This window comes from Psychrobacter sp. ANT206, assembly GCF_056880555.1.
This window is the reverse complement of sequence record NZ_CP096271.1, coordinates 2,876,294-2,900,998: the sequence shown is the minus strand read 5'-3', so window position 1 is coordinate 2,900,998 and position 24,705 is coordinate 2,876,294. Positions and strand designations below refer to the sequence as shown.

Sequence of the window (24,705 nt, the reverse complement as noted above, 5' to 3'; positions counted from 1 at the left end):
CTTAATGTAAGAGGGCTTCTTTTTGCGTAAGAAATAGCACTTAAGCTTTCGACGTTAACGAGCCATTATTCAAAGGTTCTTTTGGAAAACTTTAGAATTGCGACCGTTATTATACTTCTCGCGGCGTACTTCAGGTAAGGCGCTTGCCTCAACTTCAGCAAACCCTTGTTCAACGAACCAATGTGCTGTACGAGTGGTCAATACAAATAACTTGTGTAGACCATGACTGCGTGCTTGTTGCTCCAAAAATGCCAGTAAATCAGCGCCGCGGCTACCACTGCGATATTCTGGATGTACCGCGACGCAGGCAACTTCTGCTGAATCTGTATTGAGTGGATAAAGCGCTGCACAACCTAAAATCATGCCGTCACGTTCGATGACGCTATAATTATCAATCTCTTGCTCCAAGCGTTCTCGTGAGCGACTGACCAAGATACCTTGCTCTTCTAACGGCGATAATAGCTCTATCAGCCCTACCACGTCATCGACATCAGCGCGGCGAATCTCTTCGTAAGGGTCGTGACTAATCAAGGTGCCAGAACCATCACGGGTAAATAGCTCTTCAAGTAGTGCGCCGTTTTTGGCATAAGAGATAATATGGGTGCGATGAACCCCTTGACGACAGGCATTGCTGGCACAGCTTAAGAAGTAATTAATCTCACAGTTTAGATCACGGTCACGTAAGAAGCGGTCGACTTCATTTGGAATCATCTCACGTAGCAAACGATCATTGTGATTGATACCGGCTTCTTCGCCTAGGAAAATCAGCTTGTCGGCACCAAGAGCCACGGCGGCACTAAGAGCAACATCTTCAGCCAATAAGTTAAAGACTTCACCGGTTGCCGAATAGCCCATAGAGCCTAAAATTACAATATGATCGTGTAGTAGATTATTTTTGATGGCTTCAACATCGATAGAGCGTACTTCGCCCGTCATCTGGTAATCAACGCCATCGCGGATACCATAAGGACGCGCAGTGACAAAATTGCCCGACACTGCATCAATACGTGAGCCGTACATAGGTGAGTTGGCAAGCCCCATCGATAGCTGCGCTTCAATCTGCAAGCGAATAGCACCAACCGCTTGTAATATAGAAGGCATCGCGACGCGAGGTGTCACACGAATGTCTTGATGCAGTGGCGATTCAATATCAGCATCTTTGAGGTTTTTCTCGATTTGCGGTCGCGCCCCATGCACCAATACCAGCTTGATACCCAAGCTATGCAATAAAGCAAAGTCATGAATCAGTGTGCTGAAATTTGGATGATTGACCGCCTCACCACCAAACATAATCACGAACGTTTTGCCGCGATGGGTATTGATATAGGGGGCAGAATTACGGAACCAATGGACGTATTCAGGGTTAATCTGGGGCATGGCGCTAGTAGTCATAATGGGAGCAATAGTCGTTAGAATAAGAAAAAGGGCGTGACAGAGAATGCCTGTCGCTAAAGGATCGCTAAAGATTTACCATAGCAAAAAACGTCGTTATGAGCTATCTTTTATTTCAGTAGCGTTAAAGAGTCTTCACAGCAGATTAACGATATACACAACATCAACACAGGGTTAATGTACGTATAAATGCTTTTTGTTATGCTAAGCGCTATTGCTTTACCGATGGCTTACGCAGATAATTGATAAAAATAATAATGTTTAAAAATTAACATGACTGAGTATGACCATATATGATGGTAAATTGCTTATTGTCCTATATTTTTAAAACTACTAATTTTTACCAGCTCCTTTTTTACCAGCTTTGTTTTACCGATACATCAACTAGGGATAATGAATGTCATGAAGAAAAGTAACCATTTTGCGAACCCATTCAGTGCATGGACTGGACACCGTTTGTTTCATGTTGTCGCTGGTACGCTCGTTGGCGTTATGGCTGTCACGCAAGCATCAGCGATGTTGCCCACACCAGAACAAGCCGTTAATAATTCAGTAGCGGTTCAGTCAAACTTTAATCAAAACAGTCAGTCAAATGCGCAAGCAGTTAACAGTAGAATTACAGCGTCATTGATTAGTGTTGATGCCAATGGTAAAGAAATACTGGTTCCTGTGGATGCAAATACGCGTTTGCAGTCAGGTAATGTTTTAGAGTATCAAGGCTATTTTACCAATACCAATGCCGATCGTGTTCGTAAAATGACCGTGACGATGAGTATTCCTGAACAAGTAGAATTGCTGCGTGCTGTTTCTCCTGATTTTCCTTATGGTAGTGCAGATGGCAATACATTTGCCCGTATGCCGCTACGTGGAAAAGTTGACAATCAGTTGCAAGAAATTCCGTTAAAATTCTATAAAGCCGTACGCTGGGATTTGGAAGGCGTTGGTCTTAATGATACAGTCGCAGTGAAATACCGTGCACGTGTCAAATAAGTTTATGCTTTGATATCTGCTTCAACAAAAAAGCACCGCAGCAATCACTGTGGTGCTTTTTTTATCGTCAATCTTTAATATCTGTAGTTAGCAGGATTTTTATATATGCTTTTCCACTATAAATTAAAGAGTGGCATATTTACTCTTGGATTTTTCGTTAATAAGTTGCTTAATGGCATGAATTTGGGTGGTAGTGGCTTGCAAGCCAGCAGCAATCACAGCGCTGCGCTGGCTAGTATCTAGCGAGCTGATATGACCGACATTTGGCATAATCACAATATCAGCACGATCACGCTCATGACGCATTGATGCAGCGCTATGATTAATCGGAGATGCTTTCGCGTTATAGGCTGCATTGGCGATTAAACTGTTTTCAAGAAAGCCCCAAAAGCTGGTTAATGAATTGATGTTTGGTTTTTGATTGACAGTCGATGTATTAGTGTTAGCAGCAGTCACATCAACGGCGATGATAATATCAGCACCCAAATCACGGGCGCTATCCACAGGCACCAAGCTGACCACGCCACCATCAATATATTTTTTGCCGACTTTTTCAGGGATGCGCGGTGCAATAAAGATATTAGGCACACTACAGGATGCTTGTACCGCAAGCCCAACATCACCCGTGGTAAAGACGGTCTTTTTCAGCGTATTTTTTTCAGCAGCAACCGCGGCAAAGGAGATGGGAAAATCTTCTATAACCTGTTTTCGTACTTTTGCATTAATAAAGTTTTTGAGCTTAATACCTTCGATAAAACCTTGGTTAGATAAGGTAAAGTCTGTCAATTCACTATCAGTGGTGGTCAGTGCCAAGTGTTCAAGCTGCTTTGCATTATAACCACTGGCATATAAGCTACCAACTAAGCTCCCGACACTGGTGCCTACTACCAGTGTCGGTTTAATACCGTTCTCTTCTAATGCTTTAATCACGCCTACATGAGCGAAACCTTTTGCACCGCCACCACCTAATACTAAAGCTACCGTAGGTTTGTTCGGTACTGACGTATCTGCTGGCGCGACTGGCGTCAAACTATTGCAAGCACTCATCAATATAGCGAATATAGCGAAGAGGCTCAGACGAAGCGTCAATAAAAAATGATAATAAGGGTGGCAGATAGAATGAGAGGACATAAAAAACCTTATCAAAAATTATCATAGAGGAATAAATAGCGGTGTAGTAGGGTATTCATCAATAGGTTACGCAGAAATCAGCTAGACGTTGTATGGCGAAATAGCTTAGCATAAGGTATTAGTTAGCATAATAATTTAGCGGTATAGCTAGGCACGTTACACAATATTGATCATTATCACATGATAAGACAGCTTATAAGCTAGCATGAATTCTTGAACAAGACACTTGACCCTATAAAATTTATATTAACATCGTTAGGATTTTTGATGCCCACATCGGTTAACCCTGCTACACCTCATTTACTAGACGTTTTGGCACTTGATATGCCGGTGACGGCGCTGGCAGGTGTTGGACCAAAAGTGGCCGAGCAATTGACGCAATTGGGCATTGCCCGTATCTTTGATTTGCTACTACATCTGCCGCGCGACTATGAAGATCGTAGTCGCTTGGTGTCAATAGGCGATGTGGCTCATGGACAAGCCGCCATGATTACTGGTCGCGTCGTGCATGTCGATACCAATCGCAGCGGCATGACGGTGATTGTAGATGATGACACGGGTACGATATCTCTACGCTTTTTTAAGGTATATCGTGGACTTGCTCAAACCATGTGTCTAGGTACCCATCTGCAATTATTCGGTGAAGTCAAAGTGAGCCGCTACGGTAAGCAGATACATCATCCTGAATATCAAATTATCAGCAGTAACGAGACGGTAGTAAATACGGGTTTACAGCCTATTTATCCAAGCGTTAAAGGTTTACATCAAAATAAGCTGCGTACATTGATTAAGCTTGCACTGCAAACGGTTCGTAGTCATGGCTTGCCAATGACTTTATTTACGCCTGAGGATTTTTCAGTCGTTGTGGATTTGCCATTAGTGCCTTTTGAACCAGCTAAAATACCGATGACCGAGCCAGATTATCCAGAAGATATCTTTTCCACCCTCGCGCGTAGTGTGCCTGACAACGGTTTTAGTAGTAGTGTTAATGATAGCAGTAACAGTAGCGTCAATAGAACGAAGCCCTCTTTTTATCATAGTCAAAATAATAGCAGTTCGGATGCTATAAGTATGGCTAACAATAACGTCTATAATTTAACCATATTTGAAGCGTTGGTATTACTGCATACGCCGCCTACTTATACTGATGCTGGTCAACAATACAAATTATTAACCCAATTAAGCGCTCGTACTCATGCTGCTTGTCAACGCCTCATTATTGAAGAGTTGACTGCACATCAGCTCAGCTTATTATATCGCCGTCAGCAATTACATCAGTATAAAGCGCCAAAATGTGCTATCCAAAGTCCATTGGCAGATAAATTATTTGGTGCGTTACCATTTGATTTAACGGGCGCACAAAAAAGAGTTATGAGGGACATTACCGCTGATATGGCGACTTCAATACCAATGCTCAGATTGGTACAAGGCGATGTTGGCGCTGGTAAAACCTTAGTCGCGGCAGGCGCGGCGGGTTATGCATTAGATAGTGGTTGGCAGGTGGCCGTCATGGCGCCGACGGAGATTTTAGCGGAACAGCATTTGGTTAATTTCAAAAACTGGTTTGAGCCGTTAGGTATTGGGGTCGGTTGGTTGGCTGGTAAACAAACCGCTAAGCAGCGCCGCGAAGCGTTAGAAGCGGTGAGCGAGAATACCGTACAAGTAGTCATTGGTACTCATGCGCTTTTTCAGGATCAGGTACAATTTGCCAAATTGGGTTTGGTTATTATCGATGAACAGCATCGTTTTGGTGTTGAGCAGCGTATGGCGTTGACCAATAAAGGCGTGGCTGGTAGCACACCGCATCAGCTGATTATGACTGCAACGCCCATTCCGCGGACGCTAGCGATGAGTGTTTATGGCGATATGGACACTTCTATTATCGATGAGCTACCACCAGGGCGTACACCGATTACTACCGTAACAATTGACCGCAACCGCCGTGATGAGGTGATTGAACGTATTGCAGTTAATTGTGAAGCTGGCAGGCAGGCATATTGGGTGTGCTCACTGGTTGAAGAGTCGAGTGTACTCGATGCGCAAGCTGCTGAGGCGACTTATGAAGATTTGAGCGAGCGTTTGGATATTCGTATTGGCTTGGTGCATGGCAAAATGAAAGGCGCTGATAAACAAGCCATTATGCAAGCGTTTAAGGCAGGACAACTTGATTTGTTAATAGCTACCACAGTTATCGAAGTGGGTGTTGATGTGCCCAATGCTTCTCTGATGGTCATTGAAAATGCAGAACGATTGGGTCTATCGCAATTGCACCAATTACGCGGGCGAGTCGGGCGCGGTTCAACAAAAAGCTATTGTGTGCTGCTGTATCAGAAGCCGTTGTCGGAGACAGGTATTGAACGTCTAAATGTATTGCGTGATAGTACCGATGGTTTTGTCATTGCGCAAAAAGATTTAGAGCTGCGTGGTCCGGGCGAGTTATTAGGAAAGCGTCAAACAGGTAATGTCGGCTATTATTTGGCGCACCTTATTCGGGATGAGCAGTTATTTGCTATTGCCCAGCGTTTGGCAAAGCATCTGATTGCAGATCCTGCACGCAAAGCCGATGTCAGTCAACTGATTCATCGTTGGATGCCATCGGCAAGTCGTTATACCAATGCTTAATGATAGTTAACTCAACCTGTTTTCTATTACTGATTACTATAAAAAAAGCCATTATTTTAAGAAAATAATGGCTTTTTTATGGTTTTATAAATCATTTATCAACCAATAATTAACACTGTATTCTGATTTTAATGAACTAATATTGACTTATGTGTTCATGAGTTATTATTGAACTATGATTATTTGTGTGGCAGTTTACGATAATGGATTGGCACAGTGTCTTCCATGCGTTTGCTAGGATATCGCGTTTTGCATAATGATATATGGTTAAAATATGCGTATTTCTAGTCGTTTTATCGATTCTAACAGGACGTTAGGATGAGAACTTGATTAACTTCATAGTGGCAATCTATCTGCTTTGTTTGATGACTACTGTGCCATTCATGCTTTTTATTAACGACCTGAATTTATTAACAAGGATGTTTCATGAAAAAGACGTTAACCTTCGTTTGTGCTATCGCCACACCATTATTATTTAGCCAATCAGCGTTTGCTGCATTCGATTATTTTAAAACCGATGGTAGCTTCAAACGCTTTTCGGTCTCTGCTGGCTGGTTGCATGCCTCTCCGCAAGGCACGGCCAATCCTCTAGAAAATACGACAGCCATTAAAGATGGTACTGTCGCTAAAAACGGCAGTGTTAAAATAAAAACTGTCAGAGAGGTTATTGATCCTGATCAAAGTGAGCTTACTAAAGTTAAAGTAAATACAGGCCTAACTGCTATAGGGGTAGTAAGCTTTAGAGGTGAAGAAACTGATTTGTCTAGAACTACCCTAGGTGATGTATCAGGTCAAGTTAAGCTTGGCGGTTTAGAGAATTTCAGCAGTCCAGGTACGGGTCTTGAGTCTGCTGATGTTGATACTTTTGGTTCGCTATTTAACTATTATCTAAATGATAACTGGTCGATTGAAGTCAAAGCCGGATTTCCTCCTAAAGTAGATATTATGGGTAAAGGGAAAGTGTATGCACCTATATCTGGTGAGGTTACAGCTGGTGGAATAGGAGAATATGCACTACCAAAATTTAAAATTAAAAAAGAACAGCTTATAACCGATTTAGAACAAGGTGATGGCGTGGCATCTAAGGCTCGCGCATGGCTACCGGCAGCGGGGGTGCAATATCAGTTTGGCAAATCTGGGGTCAATAAGTTTCGCCCTTATGTCGGTGCTGGGGTCATGTATGCCTATTTTAACGGTATTGAGCTAAATGAGGGTATTCGTAAAGATTTAGAGGCAGCTGGACATCAAATTCAGAATATCAAAGATGGCAAATCGGGTGCTGCGCTAGAAAATGTGCCATCCAATCGAGAGATGAACGTGGATGTGGAGGCAGAAAGCGCTTTTGCACCTATCGTCACTGTTGGCGCTACTTATGATTTCAATGATAGATGGTTTGGAGTCGGGTCATTGTCTTATGCAAAACTGGACAGCGATACGACCATCACCGTTAAAAATGATAAGAATGAAGAGTTGATTCGATCGAAAGCTCACCTCGATATCGATCCTTATATTACTTTCCTTGGCGTCGGCTATCGTTTCTAATAGAAGATTTATAGTAACTACAGAATAGTAGGATAAACATAGCGCACATTCTTAGGAATGTGCGTTTTGTCTTACGATCTACAAAAAGAATCTCTATCCTGTCAAATTCATTAATAAGCAGTATGTATTGCTTATCACTTTTAATATGTTCGCTTGGAGCGTTTTTACATCTGCCGATATTGAGTCAGTATGGAACTTACGAAGCTCAGACACTATATATATAAATCAGATGACAACTTAATATATGCTATGCTCAATAAATTTACGAACTATTGTAGTCACAAACAGCATTTTGACCATATAAAGATGCTCGTTTAACGTAATGCTAGCCTATTTTCACCTATTATTTTCCTCATATTATATATCCTTATTATTGCCTGTATTGACAGAGAGTTATCATGAGCGATGTTGAAGACAACAAGCTGCCAGTTGAATCTGAGCTACCCCCATACCGCCAATCTGATGCGCGAGCGTCTAAGCCTTTATCAGATAAGCCATTATCAAAATTTCCTTTATGGTTATTACCAGTATTGGCTATTGTGCTCGTTATTGGGGTATTGGTTGGTAAGTACTGGGGCAATGATGAGGAAGCGAGCAATGAGTCGCCCGTTGCTAACAATGTGCAAAACGATAGCGCTAACCTAAAAGATGCTAGCATTGAGCAAGCTGTATTATCGGTCGAAACAGTGCTACCAAGCCAAGATAATATTGGTAATACGCTCAGTGCTGACGGAACCATCAATGCTAAGGATGTCGCTAATGTCAGTGCCAAAGTAAACGGCGTAGCGATTGAACGGATATTGGTCGAAGAAGGTCAGCGTGTTAAAGCTGGTCAAATACTGGCTGTATTTGATACCGACGCGATGGAGCAGCAAGTCTTGCAAGCAGAAGCAGATGTTGCCGAAGCAGAAGCGACGCTTGCCAATGCCACTGCCGATGCCGCCCGCGTCCTGCCACTTATTGATATTGATGCCATTAGCAAGCAAGAAGCGGATCGCTATCGTACGGCTAAACTACAAGCGCAGGCGTCACTGCAAGCCTCTAAAGCTCGACTGAGTACGCAGCGCTTGAGTGTCAATAATGCCAATGTGGTTGCACCGGTTAGCGGTATTATTAGTGAAAAAATGGCTGAAGTTGGTATGGTTGCTGGTGGAGACCCACTATTTACTATTATCAAAGGTGGTATTTTGGAATGGCGTGCGGATATCGATCCTAAGCTGATTGGTGAGGTTAATGTTGGCACACCAGTGCAAGTTAGCCTACCGGGCGGCGATTCTGTCATGGGGCAGGTCAGTCGCATTGCACCAACTGCTGATAATAATAGGCAAATTACCATTTATGCTAGCCTTGCTGCTAACGCAAAAGTACGAGCAGGCATGTATCAAACGGGCGAGTTTTTATTGGGTAGTAGCAGCGCTCAAACGGTTCCTAATAGCGCCATTGTCAGCAATGACGGCTATGACTATGTGATGCTAGTGACCAATATCAGTACTAAAGACGGTAAGAATATAGGTCGTATCAAGCAACAACGTGTGACCCTTGGCGAGCGCTTTGGCGATAGTATTATGCTCACAGAGCCACTCCCTGCAGAGAGCCGACTTGTAAAGCAAGGGGGAAGCTTCTTAAATGACGGTGACTTGGTACGTGTCGTTGATGCTCTCAGCCAAACTGGCAAGCAAGCGAATGCTAATGGTCAAGCAACTGCTAATCAGGCTAGTGGCACAGACACGCAGGCGCGCTCATGAGTTTAAATGTTTCCGCCTACTCGATTAAAAATCCATTAGTGGCTATTTTGCTGTTTGTACTGCTGACATTAGGCGGCATCTATGGCTTTATGCAAATGAAGGTGCAGCAGTTTCCCGATATTGACCTACCAGCGGTGGTGGTCACGGTTACTTTACCGGGCGCTGCGCCATCGCAGCTTGAAAACGATATTGCAAAAAAGGTGGAAAATAAGCTCACCAGTATTGAGGGCGTCAAGCACATTCGTACCACGCTACAGACGGGCGCTGCCACTATGGTCGCCGAGTTCGTCTTAGAAAAAGACATCCAAGAAGCGGTTGATGATGTACGTTCAGCAGTCGGTGAGGTACGTGGCGATTTGCCTGCCGCTGCCAATGACCCTATCGTTACCAAAGTCTCAACATCAGGATTCCCAGTCGTCACGTACTCTGTCGCTGCTGAAAACATGAATGTAGAAGACTTGTCCTGGTTTGTCGATGATACCGTCACCAAGCGTTTATCTGATATACCCGGTGTCAGTACCGTTAGCCGTATCGGCGGTTTACAGCGTGAAATTACGGTTGCCGCTGACCCTATTACCTTGAGTGGTCTAAAGCTTTCTATCACGCAATTATCCAATCAAATCACCGGTATTCAGCAGGACAGCTCAGGTGGTGAAGCCGAAGTCGGCAAAACCACGCAGACCATTCGTGTACTTGGTGCCGTTGAGCGCGCAAGCGATTTAAATAACTTACAAGTTGCAGTGCCTACGGGTGGTACGCAAGCGCTTGGACGCATGGCACAAATTACGGATGGCGCGGCTGATCCTAGCTCTATTGCCAAGCTCGATGGGCAAACGGTGGTTGCGTTCAATATTACGCGCTCGCGTGGTGCCAGTGAAGTGGAAGTCATGGAGCTGGTTGACGCTGAGCTTACTAAGCTGTCAGCAGATGTAGGCAATATTAGTATTGAAAAAGTTTACGATCGAGCAACACCAGTCGCTGAAGATTATCAAGCGTCATTACGGATGCTGATAGAAGGTGGTTTGCTTGCCGTAGTCGTGGTGTTCTTATTTTTGCGCAATATCCGCGCGACTTTTGTAGCTGCTGTAGCATTGCCATTGTCCGTCATACCTACTTTTTTGGGTATGTATCTGTTTGGTTTTAGTCTCAACATTATCTCCTTGTTAGCACTGTCGCTGGTCATTGGTGTACTGGTCGACGATGCCATTGTAGAAGTTGAAAATATTATTCGTCACTTGCGTATGGGTAAAACGCCTTATGAGGCGGCAATGGAAGCGGCGGATGAAATTGGCTTGGCGGTTGTTGCCACTACCTTTACCTTGATTGCCGTATTTTTACCGACTGCGTTTATGGGCGGAATTGTCGGGCAGTTTTTCCGGCAGTTCGGTTGGACAGCAGCATTATCAATATTTGCCTCGTTAATGGTTGCGCGCCTCATCACACCGATGATGGCAGCATATATATTAAAACCAGAAAAGAAGCACGTTGAAAAGCAGAGCGCGCTGATGGATTGGTATCTTAAAGTGGTCTCATGGACGCTAGATCATCGCTGGATGACGATGGGTGCTACCTTAGTATTATTTGTGGCTTCATTGGCTTTGGTAAAATTATTACCCACCTCTTTTATACCTGACAATGATATTGACCAAACACGGGTGGCGATTGAGCTGACACCCGATGTGGCGTTAGCGGACACGGAACGAGTTGCCGCGCTGGCAAGTGAGCGTATTTTAGCCATGCCGGAAGTGACCAATATTTTTACGTCGGTAGGTGAGGCGCAGGCGACAATGGACTCAAACTCTAGCGGTGGCAAGGCAGAAAATATAGCAGGTCTAGATATTGTACTTGCGCCAAGAGCAGAGCGCGGCTCTAAGCAAGAGATTGAGCGTAAGATGAGTACTATATTGGCAGAAGTACCCGGTGCGCGCTTCACGGTCGGGTTATCGAGTGGCGGTGAGACAGGTTATAATTTTTCTTTGACCAGCACCGACCCGCAACTGCTTGAGCAAACGGTGCAGCAGATGATGTCAGAGATTCGTCTGTTACCGACGGCAGGTTCTGTAACCAGTGACCGTAGTCTACCGCGCCAAGAGTTGACCGTCACGCCAAATAGGCTAGCAATGGCGGATAAAGGGGTGACGACGCAAGACATCGCCACGACCTTACGTGTGGCGACCGTTGGTGACTATGAGCAACGTTTGTCCAAGCTGAATTTAGATACGCGGCAGATACCAATTGTCGTGCGCTTGCCAGATATCGCTAAGCAAAATGTCAGCCAACTCGAAGGTTTATATGTACCAAGTGCGCTACCAGCAGGACAAGGCGTGCGTGTTGGCGAAGTTGCGACACTCGACTTTGGTACTGGACCTGCGCAAATCAGTCGCCTAGATCGCGAGCGGGCGATTAGTATTACTGTTCAGCCTGCCAATGGTGAGCTTGGTGATTTGGTACAAGCGGTCAAGAGCATACCTAGTATGCAACAGCTGCCAGCCTCTATTACTATTATTGATCAAGGACAAGCAGAAAATATGGCCGAGTTATTTAGCGGCTTTGTGATTGCAATGTCGGTCGGCGTGGTCTGTATTTTGGGCGTACTTATATTATTATTTGGACGCATCTTGCAGCCATTTACGATTCTCATGGCATTGCCCTTGTCTATCGGTGGTGCCTTTGTAGGCTTGGTAATTACCAATAGCAGCCTGTCGATGCCCTCGATGATTGGTTTTATTATGTTGATGGGCATTGCGACCAAAAACTCTATTCTTTTGGTCGATTATGCACTGATTGCTCAGCGGCGCGGCTTAGCACGTTTTGAGGCGATTATCGATGCTTGTCGTAAGCGTGCGCGTCCGATTATTATGACTACCATTGCGATGGGTGCGGGCATGCTGCCATTGGTCTTTGGTTGGGGCGATGCCGATCCGACGTTCCGTCGACCGATGGCGGCAGCAGTATTGGGAGGTTTAGTCACCTCAACCTTATTAAGCCTCGTTGTTATTCCGGTGGTCTATACCTTGATGGATGACTTATCAGGATGGTTTGGTAAGTGGCTTGCTCCGAATGGTAAGCCAGATATAATGACTGAGGAAAAATAGCAGCTCTAACAGTATTACTGTTAGTAAGCGACATAAAAAGCTCAAACTATATTCAGGTATAGTTTGAGCTTTTTATGGGTAAGATGTTAGCTACTAGATTAATTCAAGCTATTATGAGGTCAAAGAGTCGTAATGTGTGTTATTGGGAGACAAGTTACCAAGGTGATGGGCTTTAATTATGGTTCTTTGTATGACGTTAGTCTGAAACTGGTAAGTTTAGTGGTTTAGTTGAGCAAGTCTTTGTTATAGTCGATTCAGTTAAATTTATCAAAGAAACGGTTTATATCGATATTTTGATGCTATCCGTGTCTTGATCATTACTAGAACTATAAACCAGTTTCTACAAATATTAGAAAACAAGGAATAACTATGATTAATGCCTATGCAGCAAAAGAAAAAGGTGGCGAGTTTGTGCCTTATCAATATGATCCTGGCACATTAGGGGATCATGAAGTAGAAATCGAAGTACATAGCTGCGGTATCTGCCATAGCGATTTATCGATGTGGCAAAACGAATGGGGAATGACCCAATATCCGTTTGTAGGTGGGCATGAAGTCGCAGGAAAAGTCCTCGCAAAGGGCAAGCATGTCAAGCACCTAGAGCTTGGCGATAAAGTCGGGCTTGGCTGGCATAAAGGATATTGCAACGTTTGTGATCTATGTATCGGTGGGGACCACAATCTATGCCCTGAGCAAGAAGGTACTATCATTGGTAACCATGGCGGTTTTGCAGATAAGGTGCGCGCAAAAGATACTAGCGTCATCAAGATACCTGAAGGACTTGATTTTAACGCTGTAGGACCGTTGCTATGTGGCGGCGTTACGGTGTTTAATCCGCTTATGCAGTACGACATCACGCCAACCTCAAGAGTAGCTGTTATCGGTATTGGTGGTTTAGGTCATTTAGCGCTTCAGTTTGCCAATGCGTGGGGCTGTGAGGTGACGGCATTTACCAGTGAATCAAAAATGGAAGAGGCAAAAGAGATGGGCGCTCATCACTCATTAAACTCAAGAGAGGATAGTGAAATTGAAAAAGCCGCTGGTTCTTTTGATTTAATCATATCAACAGTGAACGTCGATATGAACTGGGATGTTGTGATCAAGACTTTGAGACCAAAAGGTAAGCTACACTTTGTTGGACTGTTAGAAGCTCCATTAGAGATATCAGCTGCACCAATGATTATGGCTCAAAACAGTCTGTCAGGCTCACCAGTTGGATCACCGTCAACCATGCGAAAAATGCTGGATTTTGCCGCTCGACATAATATTCAGCCAGTGACTGAAACGTACAAAATGTCTGAGATAAATGAAGCATTTGAGCGCCTAGAGAGTGGTAACGCTCGCTATAGAGTGGTATTAGAAAGAGACTAAAAGTCATTAAAGGTAATAAGGCATAGTCATAGTAGTGATACCTCATTTAATGAAAGACGGGGTATCGCTATTTTTTTTGTATTGTACCTCTACTTTCTTTAAGCCATTTTTGCTTTTTTTTGAGCGCATAAAAAACCCTTGCTATGGTATTAAACAACAGCAAGGGCTAATAGTTGAGTAAATAGAATGAATTGTCTAGTATGATACTTTATTACTCGCTAACAATAAATATTGTTAAATTAGTAAATATTATTCGACTGTAACTGATTTTGCTAGGTTACGTGGCTGATCAACGTCTGTACCGCGCATTACTGCGACATGATATGACAGCAATTGTACTGGCACGCTATAAACAATCGGCGCAAGCGTTTCGCAAACATCTGGCACATACACCACGTGCAATCTATCTGCTGCGACCATTTGACTGGATTCGCTCGCAAAGATAAACAACTCACCATGACGGGCATGAACTTCTTGCATATTGGCTTTTAACTTATCAAACATACTGTCTTTAGGTGCTAGCACCACGATAGGCATGTCTTTATCCACTAATGCCAATGGTCCGTGCTTCAGCTCGCCTGCCGCATAACCTTCAGCATGAATATAAGAGATTTCTTTTAACTTTAATGCGCCTTCTAGAGCAATTGGGAACTGTAAACCACGACCTAGGAATAAGCAGCTTTTCTTATATTCAAAATGCTCACTCATGATCTTGATAGGCGCGTCGAGGTGTAAGCTGGCATGGAGCTGACCCGGTAGTTGTTGCAGTTGACCAAGCAGCGTGCTCAAATTTTCATCAGTCATGCGCTGTTGGGTCACACCTACCTTTAATAACAATAACATCAGTGCTGCAAGCTGAGTGGTAAAGGCTTTGGTAGATGCCACGCCAATCTCGGGACCGGCAAGCGTTGGTAAGAAGATATCCGTTTCACGTACCAATGATGAGGTTGGCACATTGCACAATGCCAGACTAACCAGTCCAATAGGAGACTGTTTTTGAATATCACGTAGTGCAGATAAAGTATCAGCAGTCTCGCCCGACTGAGAAATACAAATCACTAAAGAGTTATCAATGACGACTGGATTGCGATAACGGAACTCACTGGCAACTTCCACTGAGCAAGGCACACGAATAAGACTCTCAAACCAATATTTTGCGACCAAACCTGAATGATAGCTAGTACCACAAGCGATCACTTGTACGTGCTTAATGCCTTTTAATTGCGTTTCATGACGTTGCAGAAAATCATCACGCAGTTTAGTTGGCCCATCATTATCTAATGCCATCTCGAGAGTGCGAGCGACGGCATCTGGCTGCTCGTAGATTTCCTTGAGCATATAATGCTTAAATTCGCCTTTGTCCGCATTGTGTTGTGCTGCGTCAATTTCATGGATTTGGCGTGTGACCTCGATACCATTAGCGTAAACCTGAATACTATTACGCGTTAATCGGGCAATATCGCCTTCCTCTAGATACATAAAACGATTGGTCACTGGTAAAAGTGCCAATTGATCGGAGGCGATAAAGTTTTCGCCAATACCGACGCCAATCACTAAAGGAGAGCCCAAACGTACCGTAATAAGCTCTTCTGGGCAATCAATATGGATAACGCCAAGGGCAAATGCGCCATGTAATAAAGGAGTGACAGTGCGAACGGCTTCTAATAAGTCAGGCGTTGCTTTATAGATATCGTTAATAAGATGCGCGACGACTTCGGTATCGGTTTGCGAGGTAAACTCGTACCCTTTGGCAATTAATTCTTCTTTTAGCTCGGCGTAGTTTTCAACGATACCATTATGTACCACAGCAATCTTGCCTGAAACATGCGGATGGGCGTTACGCTGAGCCGGCTCGCCATGCGTTGCCCAGCGTGTATGCGCAATACCAATATGACCATCGAAAAACTCTGGGTTGACTGCGACGGCATCGACTAAGGCCTGAACTTTACCCACTTGGCGCTCACGGTGGAGCTCGCCATCACGAATGACAGTCAGACCAGCAGAATCATAGCCTCTATATTCTAGGCGCTTAAGTCCCTCAAGTAAGATATTGGCGATATTACGCTCAGCCACTGCTCCAACTATTCCGCACATAACTATTCCTTAAATTTAATTATTAGTATTTCTATGTATTTCTATGTATGACGATGTCTGGTTAATCTATAAATATAAATAAGCAGCACCACAAATCATTGTCGTACTGCTTGAGATTGCTAAGAGCCGTTTTTATTTAGCTAACTGTCAACGCTGCCATTATTTTTTAGTCGGACGCTTAAAGTCATTTTTCTGTGTTTGACGAGCACGACCAAAGGCTAGTGCATGAGCATCAACGTTTTTAGTAATCACTGAACCAGCTGCCACAGTAGCGGTATCACCAATTTTCACTGGCGCCACTAGACTTGAGTTAGAGCCAATAAAGGCATTATCTTCAATGATGGTTTGTGATTTATTCACACCATCATAATTGCAAGTAATCACACCAGCGCCAACGTTGACACCAGTACCAATAGTGGCATCACCAATATAGCTTAGATGATTAACCTTGCTACCATCACCAATCGTTGATTTTTTAATTTCGACAAAATTACCGACTTTGCTGTTGTCAGAGAGTATTGTCTCAGGACGTAAATGCGCAAAAGGACCAATATCTACACCTGCGCCAACTTCAGCGCTATCAATCACGCAATAAGGTTTTATATGACAAGCGTTGCCTATCTGGGCGTTTTTAATGACACAGCCCGCTTCAATATAAACATTATCACCTAAGACACAATCACCCTCAAATACCACACCCACATCGACAAACACGTCCTGACCTGCGCTCAAGGTACCACGAATATCGACACGAGTAGGGTCAGCAAACTGTACGCCAGCTTCTTGTAAGTCAGCGACCAGTTTACCTTGCCATGTACGCTCTAAGCTAGCAAGTTGTTGACGGTTATTCACGCCTTCAATCTCAAAAGTATGCTCAGGCTCAATCGCTGCAATAGTGATGCCATCAGCAACCGCCATTTTGACAATATCAGTCAGATAGTATTCTTGCTGCGCATTATCATTTGATAGCTTGGGCAAAAATTTATGCAATAAAGCATTATCGACGCAGTAAATACCGCTATTAATTTCTTGTATCTGCTGCTCATCGCTATTGGCGTCTTTTTGCTCAATAATGGCTTCAATATTGCCATCTTTATCACGTTTAATACGACCAAGACCAAATGGATTATCTACGGTTAGCGTCAACATAGACATGCCGTCAGTATTGGCATCCTGTAGTGTCGCTAAAGTTTGACAGCTAACCAATGGCACGTCGCCGTAAAGAATGAGACTTTGTCCATCTTTTGGTAGCTCAGATAGAGTCACTTTGACCGCATGTCCCGTGCCCAACTGCTCAGTTTGGGCGACCCAAGTAATGGGCAAATGCGCATATTGCTGGTCAATGTGATCTTGTACTTGCTCGCCACCAAAACCATGCACAATGATGGTGTCATCAACCGTCAATTGATGGCAAGTATCTAACACGTGACCTAGCAATGACTTGCCAGCCAATGTCTGTAGCACTTTTGGCTTGGCCGACTGCATACGCGTGCCTTTACCAGCAGCGAGGATAATTACCGAAAGAGGAAATGTCATAATAGCCCTACAAATGTAACAAAATATAATTTGGGATTATAGCGTAAATTGGCATTTAACTAAAACGCTATGTCGTGACGTCTTTGTAATTCAGCTATCGCTCACAGCAATATTAAATGATAAAAGTTGTTGTGTTATAACTATCTGGTTACAAGATAAAATAAATGCGCTGCTAATGTAAAATTAGAGGATTATATTATAAATAATGACCCAGACTGCCGCTGCCATAATGCCAGCAATAATGTCATCTAACATAATGCCTAGACCGCCAGCGACTTTTCTATCTGCCCATCCAATGGGTGGTGGCTTAATGATGTCAAAAAAGCGAAAAAGTATAAAGATCATGATCAGAGCAGCGACAGAAAAAGGTTGCGAGATGTTGTGCCAAAAATTACCGTCAGCAATACCTATATAGGACAACGGCAATAAGGTAATCCATATACCTGCCCACTCATCCCAGACAATATGTGGGTCATCATGACCGCCCATCAAATCTGAGGTGCGACCACATATCCAGATACCAATGATGCAAGATAAAAGTGTAATAATTAAAAATGGTATAAAACCTAAGCTTAGTAGCGGTATTGCAACGATTAAGCCGCCAACCGTACCCCAAGTGCCGGGCGCCCGGCGAGGTAAACCACTGCCCAAGCCGATACCGAGCCAATAAACTGCGCGGTCAAGCATGGTGGCGTTGACTGGCAGAGGAGGGCAATCATTGGCTTTACGGATATCGGGCTTAACTAGGTCGTGATCGGTCATGGGTTAACCTGCAAAATGTTGGTAACCCATAAGGTTGGGCCAAGTAATAAACGGTGAGGGATGGGTGGGTGTCACTGGCTGATCTTGATAATAAAGTTCAGGACGTTTATGCGCCGCATTATCTGTATTTCTATCACTCGCCAATGCAATCACATTACCAATATAAGTCACAGGCGTATTAACGTCGGTACAAGAAGATGGCTCGATATGGGGAGGTAAGGTAAAAGCCAACTCATAATCATCGCCACCAGTTAATTGACACAATAGCCGCTCAGATACATCGATACTAGCTAAAGGGTTACTGGTAGGAAGAGCTTCCAAATTAAGTCTCATAGCGATGCCGCTTTGCTCGCAGATATGACCAAGATCTTGATAAAGACCATCAGAGATATCTATCATTGACGTTGCACCGATTTGTGCTAGTGCTGCACCTAAGCTAATACGTGGTGTTGGCATATGAAGTCGATGCGCAAGTTCAATACCGATAGCATTATCAGGGTGCTGTAAGGCATAAGCGGCATCGCCAAGTGTACCTGATACATAAATTTTATCACCGACTTGCGCCCCTGAGCGATAGACAGCTGGAGTATCTGCGGCAAGCAGCCCTTGGGCACTGACACTTAACACTAAGCTATCATTACGGGTCGTATCACCGCCTATCAAGGTCACACCAAATAACTGGCAAGCATGAAATAAACCTTTGGCAAACTCAGTCAGCCACTGACTATTAGCAAGGCGCTGAGGTAATGCTAATGCCAGTAAAATGCTATGCGGGGTGGCACCCATAGCCGCAATGTCCGAGATATTAACGGCTACTGCTTTATAACCGATAGCAAATGCCAGTTTATTAACTTGATCCCAATCGGCACTAAAGTGACGACCTTGGACCAGCGTATCAATGCAGCTGACTAAGCGCGCGCCTTGTGGCAATGCCATCACAGCCGCATCATCACCGATGCCCTTTTCGACAGCGTTAGATGATGACTGCGTGGCTTGCATCTGTAAAAATATACGCTCAATCAGCTCAAATTCATTCATGGCTAGTCTTGGCTTTTTTCATCAGTATCGTTTAATTCAGCACTTTTTGTATCAAAATCAACGCTATTCGAGTCAAGTAATTCGACCTCTGCTGTAACTTTGTCATTGCTAGCAGCGATGTTTTCTTCTACTGTCTGATCATTGGCAATGTTTTCGGCACTAACGGCAATCTCGTCTGCTTTATCAACGATGACTGTTTCGATGCTAGTCGGTTTAATAATAATTTCCTCAACCGTATTTTGAGTATCGTTCTGCTTACTGGCTTTGTAATCAGTAATATTTGCCAAAGCTTTACTAACACTATTGCGTTTAACACTGGCATTATTAGCACTGATACGTGGTTTATTTGATGCTGTTGGCTTTTCTTCGATATCACTATTATTAGCATTGATATCTGTGTTTTTATCCGCTTTAGTAACAGGCTTAGCTACCGCTTTTTGTGAGGTGCGAAGATTGGCTTTACTATCTGCGTCTACTTCGGGAGCACGTAGCTCAACTGCCATTCTATCTAAGACGGCATTAATCAGTTTATGTGCATCTGTCGCGCCAAAGTGATTGTTTAGCTTCATCGCTTCATCAAGTACCACTTTGTACGGAATTTCTAAACGATTTTGTAGCTCGTAAGCGCCAACCAAAAGAATGGCATGTTCAACCGTATCGAGTTTATTGATTTCACGATCTAGATGCTGGCTAATAAGCGCATCTAAGGCATCAATCTGCTCTGGGATATCACGCATCATTTCATGATAGTAGCCAATATGTACAGTATGCATGGCATTGGTCGCGCGTGTACGAGCAGCAATATCGTGCGGGGCATTGGCTTTCCAGCCAAGCTTGCCATCGATATCAAAACGGCGGTCAGTAACCAGCCATTCATATAGACCTTGCATAGCAAAGCGGCGTGCCTTACGGATAGCAGTGTGACTAGTCTTATAAGAAGACTCACTCATATCAAAGGTTTGATCGCCCGCACTGCTGCTCGCGATGCGCGTGGCTTCAGCTTGTTGGTCATTAACTTGTGCGGTTTGTGCAGCGCTAATAGCGCGCTTGAGTTGGTCAGTCATAAGGGGTCTATACCTAGTTTTTGAGATAATAAGTTTAAAAATAAAATGTTAAATAGTGGTCGACTCGCAAATGTTGCTAGTCAGTCTTGGAGATGAATGTTCGATAATCATTTAAAATATTAATGCTAATTCTATTGTAAAGTGCTGAGGGCTATCGTTATAACCATAGCCCCGTTTCAAACAATAAATAATAATTTTATACTCATAAATGCGGCTAAGAGTGAGTGCAATTAAGCGTCTTCGCTGCCATCATCAATGTCTAACTGTGATAACACAGCAAGCATTTCTAGTACAACCATCGCTGCTTCTGAACCTTTATTACCAGCTTTAGTACCAGCACGCTCAATCGCTTGCTCGATGCTGTCAGTAGTCAATACGCCGTTTGCTACTGGAATATTATAGTCAATGGCAACACTGCTTAAACCTTTAGCAGATTCGCTTGCGACAAAGTCAAAATGCGGCGTGCTACCACGGATAATCGCACCCAAAGCAACGATAGCGTCAAAGCGATCAGACTCAGCAGCGCGTTGTGCAACCAATGGCAACTCAAACGCACCCGGCACACGAATCACAGTGATGTTACTACCCAATACGCCATGACGAAGCAATGCATCAATCGCACCATCAACCAATGACTCAACGACAAAACCATTAAAACGACCGACGACGATACCGATACGCACGTCCTCGTTTTGATGTAAATTGCCATCAATATGGGTCACGTCATTGCGTTGCTGTTGTAAATTTGACATAAAAAATCCTTTGCCGAATAAGCTATTAATAGAAGTATAAGAATCTAAGTATTAGGAATCTAAATATATTGCTAGGTTCAAATCGCTTATTTAATTGGCTAGTGAGCAGATAAATAGGCACTCAAATGACCGAAAACCAAATGATAATAAGCAGTTAGCGCTATGATAACATTTTTTGCTGCTATATTTGTATTTTACCAACGTCTTACAAACGCATTTGTATACCTTGCGCTGCCATATATGCTTTGGCTTCTTGAACGGTATACTCACCAAAGTGAAAAATACTGGCAGCAAGGACGGCATCGACGCCGCCTTCTAATACGCCTTCGGCTAAATGCTGTAAATTACCGACGCCACCTGACGCGATAACTGGTACATTTACACGACTGGTAATTTGCTTCATTAATGCCAAATCGTAGCCTTTTTTGGTGCCATCGCCATCCATAGAAGTTACCAATAATTCACCGGCGCCAAGCTCAGCCATTTTGCTTGCCCAAGCGACGGCATCAATGCCCGTTGGCTTACGACCGCCGTGGGTAAATATTTCCCAACGCGGCATGATAATGCCATCAACCTCGATATCAGCAACGCGCTTGGCATCGATAGCCACGACGATACATTGATTGCCGAATTTCTGCGAGGCTTCACCGACGAACTCAGGGGTAAATACCGCAGCAGAATTGATCGCTACTTTATCCGCGCCTGCATTGAGCAAATTACGAATATCGGCAATTTTACGCACGCCGCCGCCGACAGTTAATGGCACAAATACCGTTTCCGCCATACGTTCTACCGTATGGTAAGTGGTGTCACGCTCGTCATTGGTCGCAGTAATGTCCAAAAAAGTAATCTCATCGGCGCCTTGTTCATTGTAGCGTTTCGCTACCTCGACAGGGTCACCTGCATCTTTGATATCGACAAATTGTACGCCTTTGACCACGCGCCCATTATCAACGTCCAAACAAGGGATGATACGCTTTGCTAACATAGGGTCTTTCACCTTATAATCAATTCATTCTATAAGCGCTAGTCTAGCAAAATCACTGCCATCTCAGGCAGGTTTTCGCAAGATTATTATGCTTTTAACCAAAGTTTGCTCATGCACGGTACAATCATTGTCATTACCGTATCTATTTACCTTCTTTTAATTGCCATAAGTGAGATGTCATGTCCGTCTATACCCAGTTAACCGATGACCAATTTACTACCTTTTGCCAACGTTTTGGCGTATCGTTCGCCCGTGCCATTCCGATTACCCAAGGTATCAAAAACTCTAACTGGTTTATTCAGACGACTGACGATGTAGATGGCGCACATTCTTATGTGTTTACCTTGTTTGAAGAGCGTCCACCAGAAGACATCGAAAAAATGGCGGTTATCCTCAATCAATTGGATGGTAAATTACCGGTAGCGGCGCCGTTATCATTAGTTGATAGCGCAGAAAAATGTTATGTCATACGTTATGACAATAAAGCCATTACGCTAGTGCCATGTTTGGCAGGCTCTCATCCACAGCAGACTACGCAAGCCATGTGCCATGAAATTGGCGCATCTTTGGCAGTATTGCATGAAACGCTACAACAGCTACAGCCTGCGGAAGAATATGGCGTGCCATTATACCCATGGAGCGATGTACGCGACCGTGAAATGCAGTTTATGCCAGCTGACGAAGCCAAACTCATGAGCGATATTTGGCAGTCTTATACGAATTTGCCGCTTGCCAGCATGCCAAAAGGCTTATGTCATTTAGATATGTTTGCTGATAATACTTTATGGAACTTATCTTTAAATAACAGTCAAAAAGGTGAAGCGCGTCTGACTGGGTTATTAGATTTCACCGAAGTCAGCGTTGAACATTATGTGATGGATATTGCCATTACCATTAATGACTTTTGTACTACTTGGGGTATGGCTGAACAAGGCGAGTCGGTGAATTTTGACCGCAGCAAAATGGTGGCTTTTTTGCAAGGCTATGAGTCGAAACGCATGCTCGGTGAAGATGAAAAGCGTGCCTTACCAGTGATGCTCGCAAAAGCTGCGGTGATTTTTTGGCTATTACGTCTCAACGTCATCCATTATAACCGTACCGAAGGTCGGACTGGCGATAACATCATGGTCAAAAATCCTGACTTAATGAAGCGTCTAGCTGCTTATCATTGGTCACATGTTGAAAAAGTGCAAAATACGGTATTTGTATTGTTAGATAATCAATCAGTGGCGCAAAAAAACACTCAGATAATCGGTATTTTTAGCAATATCACCCAAGCTGAGCAAGCACGTGATAAATTAAGTAATAGCAGTGATTTTGCAATCAAAGAATATACGCTCGATCAATTAGTATAATTTTTTTTGAGCATTCCTGTATCACAAATATAAAGGCGAACTCATGACCGATCAAGTTGATAACTGGCACAAACTGGCACGCTACGATACCAATATCCAAGGTGAGTTACATGCCAATTTGCTGCGTAATAACGATATTACTGTTTCTCTACAACCGCTGAGTGCGATGCCTGGCATGAATTCTGGCATCGTGCTTTGGGTACAAGATACCGATTTGGTGCATGCAAAACGCATTTTGGATAGTATTGATAAGGATGCGGCAAGCTTGCCTGAAACAGACGACGATAACGGCGGTACTCTATAAATGTGTCAACTTTTAGGTATGAACTGTAATACACCAACCGATATCGGTTTTAGCTTTGCAGGCTTCCGTCGTCGCGGCGGCATGACAGACAGTCATGAGGATGGTTTTGGTATTGCATTTTTTGAGCGTAGCGAATGCACTAATAGTGACAGCTCTAATAGTGAAAAGTCGGACAATGCCTCGACTGGTCTACGCTTATTCCATGACAATCGCCCAAGCCATTTATCGCCCGTTGCTGATTTGGTTAATAATTATCCAATCAAAGCGATGAATGTTATCGCACATATTCGTAAAGCTACTCAAGGGCAAAACTGTTTGGCGAATACCCATCCTTTTGTCCGTGAAGTGTGGGGCGAGCAGTGGGTATTTGCCCATAACGGGCAGATGAATAGCGAATTTATTAAACGCTGTCAGCGCCTGCAAGACAATGGTAATGCCTCACATTGCCAGCCAGTCGGTAATACCGATTCTGAAATGGCGTTTTGTTATCTCGTTAATCGTCTAAAAAGCAGCTTTAAAACCCGTCCTGATGACAAAACGCTGTTTAACTTTCTGACGACTCAATGTCGTTATTTATCCGCTAACGGTTTGTTTAATTGCTTAATATCGAATGGTCAATGGCAATTGGCTTATGCAGGCAGTTTACTGTTTTATCTCACGCGCAAAGCACCATTTGGTGAAGCAAAATTAGCAGATGATGATTTGGCGATTAACTTTGGTGATGTGACCACTGATAAAGATAAAGTGACTATCTTAGTGACTGTGCCATTGACTGAAAATGAAAAATGGCAGCAGTTGGCAGTTAATGAGTGCTTAATATTTCAAGATGGGGATGTCATTTATAAAGACAGCCCAAGCCAGCGCAAGTTTTTGACGATTGAGGAAGGCGTTGCGGTGGCACGGGCAGTTGGGGCGAGTGTTTAG

General features: G+C 43.7%; 18 protein-coding genes. 9 read left to right on the top strand and 9 right to left on the bottom strand.

What is annotated here, in order from left to right; all coding sequences use genetic code 11:
- Window positions 1-69 precede the first annotated feature (69 nt).
- Window positions 70-1,392, bottom strand: coding sequence for an amino-acid N-acetyltransferase (gene argA, locus M0221_RS12095; protein ID WP_149493131.1), 1,323 nt, complete (start codon window positions 1,390-1,392; stop codon window positions 70-72).
- Window positions 1,393-1,794: 402 nt separating this feature from the next.
- Between argA and M0221_RS12090 the strand changes: the two genes are divergently transcribed.
- Window positions 1,795-2,382, top strand: coding sequence for a hypothetical protein (locus tag M0221_RS12090; protein WP_011514709.1), 588 nt, complete (start codon window positions 1,795-1,797; stop codon window positions 2,380-2,382).
- Between the two features lie 123 nt (window positions 2,383-2,505).
- On the opposite strand, the gene M0221_RS12085 is transcribed toward M0221_RS12090, so the two are convergent.
- Window positions 2,506-3,513, bottom strand: a complete 1,008-nt coding sequence (locus tag M0221_RS12085; protein WP_149493130.1) for a patatin-like phospholipase family protein — start codon at window positions 3,511-3,513, stop codon at window positions 2,506-2,508.
- A gap of 267 nt (window positions 3,514-3,780) precedes the next feature.
- Here M0221_RS12085 and recG point away from each other — a divergent pair, with 267 nt between their 5' ends.
- The 5 genes from recG (at window position 3,781) to ahr (ending at window position 13,888) form a co-directional block, all read left to right on the top strand.
- The gene (recG, locus tag M0221_RS12080; RefSeq protein WP_483283929.1) at window positions 3,781-6,135 is read left to right on the top strand and encodes an ATP-dependent DNA helicase RecG; all 2,355 of its coding nucleotides are present in this window, start codon (window positions 3,781-3,783) and stop codon (window positions 6,133-6,135) included.
- 426 nt (window positions 6,136-6,561) lie between these two features.
- Complete coding sequence (locus M0221_RS12075; RefSeq protein WP_483283928.1) at window positions 6,562-7,677, top strand: OmpW/AlkL family protein; 1,116 nt, start codon at window positions 6,562-6,564, stop codon at window positions 7,675-7,677.
- A 398-nt stretch (window positions 7,678-8,075) separates the two neighbouring features.
- The gene (locus M0221_RS12070; RefSeq protein WP_483283927.1) at window positions 8,076-9,422 is read left to right on the top strand and encodes an efflux RND transporter periplasmic adaptor subunit; all 1,347 of its coding nucleotides are present in this window, start codon (window positions 8,076-8,078) and stop codon (window positions 9,420-9,422) included.
- Complete coding sequence (locus M0221_RS12065) at window positions 9,419-12,517, top strand: efflux RND transporter permease subunit (protein WP_483283926.1); 3,099 nt, start codon at window positions 9,419-9,421, stop codon at window positions 12,515-12,517. The genes M0221_RS12070 and M0221_RS12065 overlap by 4 nt, the downstream gene beginning before the upstream one ends.
- Before the next feature lie 369 nt (window positions 12,518-12,886).
- On the top strand, window positions 12,887-13,888 hold the full coding sequence (gene ahr / locus M0221_RS12060; protein WP_483283925.1) for an NADPH-dependent aldehyde reductase Ahr: 1,002 nt from the start codon (window positions 12,887-12,889) through the stop codon (window positions 13,886-13,888).
- A gap of 249 nt (window positions 13,889-14,137) precedes the next feature.
- On the opposite strand, the gene glmS is transcribed toward ahr, so the two are convergent.
- The 7 genes from glmS to hisF all read right to left on the bottom strand — a co-directional run bounded on the left by glmS (window position 14,138) and on the right by hisF (window position 22,122).
- The gene (gene glmS / locus M0221_RS12055; protein ID WP_483283924.1) at window positions 14,138-15,982 is read right to left on the bottom strand and encodes a glutamine--fructose-6-phosphate transaminase (isomerizing); all 1,845 of its coding nucleotides are present in this window, start codon (window positions 15,980-15,982) and stop codon (window positions 14,138-14,140) included.
- Between the two features lie 159 nt (window positions 15,983-16,141).
- The gene (gene glmU / locus M0221_RS12050) at window positions 16,142-17,518 is read right to left on the bottom strand and encodes a bifunctional UDP-N-acetylglucosamine diphosphorylase/glucosamine-1-phosphate N-acetyltransferase GlmU (RefSeq protein WP_483283923.1); all 1,377 of its coding nucleotides are present in this window, start codon (window positions 17,516-17,518) and stop codon (window positions 16,142-16,144) included.
- A gap of 183 nt (window positions 17,519-17,701) precedes the next feature.
- A complete protein-coding gene (locus M0221_RS12045) occupies window positions 17,702-18,280 on the bottom strand; it encodes a phosphatidylglycerophosphatase A family protein (RefSeq protein ID WP_483283922.1) in 579 nt (192 codons plus the stop codon).
- Window positions 18,281-18,283: 3 nt separating this feature from the next.
- Window positions 18,284-19,318, bottom strand: coding sequence for a thiamine-phosphate kinase (gene thiL / locus M0221_RS12040; RefSeq protein ID WP_483283921.1), 1,035 nt, complete (start codon window positions 19,316-19,318; stop codon window positions 18,284-18,286).
- A gap of 2 nt (window positions 19,319-19,320) precedes the next feature.
- Entirely contained in the window at window positions 19,321-20,382 is a 1,062-nt protein-coding gene (gene nusB / locus M0221_RS12035; RefSeq protein ID WP_483283920.1) for a transcription antitermination factor NusB, read from the bottom strand.
- Window positions 20,383-20,612: 230 nt separating this feature from the next.
- Window positions 20,613-21,134 carry a 6,7-dimethyl-8-ribityllumazine synthase gene (ribH, locus tag M0221_RS12030; protein ID WP_011514697.1) on the bottom strand — a complete coding sequence of 174 codons (522 nt, stop codon included), beginning with the start codon at window positions 21,132-21,134 and terminating at the stop codon, window positions 20,613-20,615.
- 205 nt (window positions 21,135-21,339) lie between these two features.
- Entirely contained in the window at window positions 21,340-22,122 is a 783-nt protein-coding gene (gene hisF, locus M0221_RS12025; RefSeq protein WP_011514696.1) for an imidazole glycerol phosphate synthase subunit HisF, read from the bottom strand.
- Window positions 22,123-22,301: 179 nt separating this feature from the next.
- On the opposite strand from hisF, the gene M0221_RS12020 reads away from it, so the two are divergent.
- Genes M0221_RS12020 through M0221_RS12010 form a run of 3 tightly spaced genes read left to right on the top strand, consistent with a single transcriptional unit; the run spans window position 22,302 to window position 24,705 of the window.
- A complete protein-coding gene (locus M0221_RS12020; RefSeq protein ID WP_483283919.1) occupies window positions 22,302-23,477 on the top strand; it encodes a homoserine kinase in 1,176 nt (391 codons plus the stop codon).
- Between the two features lie 43 nt (window positions 23,478-23,520).
- Window positions 23,521-23,781: a hypothetical protein gene (locus tag M0221_RS12015; RefSeq protein ID WP_011514694.1), complete on the top strand. Its 261-nt coding sequence runs from the start codon at window positions 23,521-23,523 to the stop codon at window positions 23,779-23,781.
- On the top strand, window positions 23,782-24,705 hold the full coding sequence (locus M0221_RS12010; RefSeq protein ID WP_483283918.1) for a class II glutamine amidotransferase: 924 nt from the start codon (window positions 23,782-23,784) through the stop codon (window positions 24,703-24,705).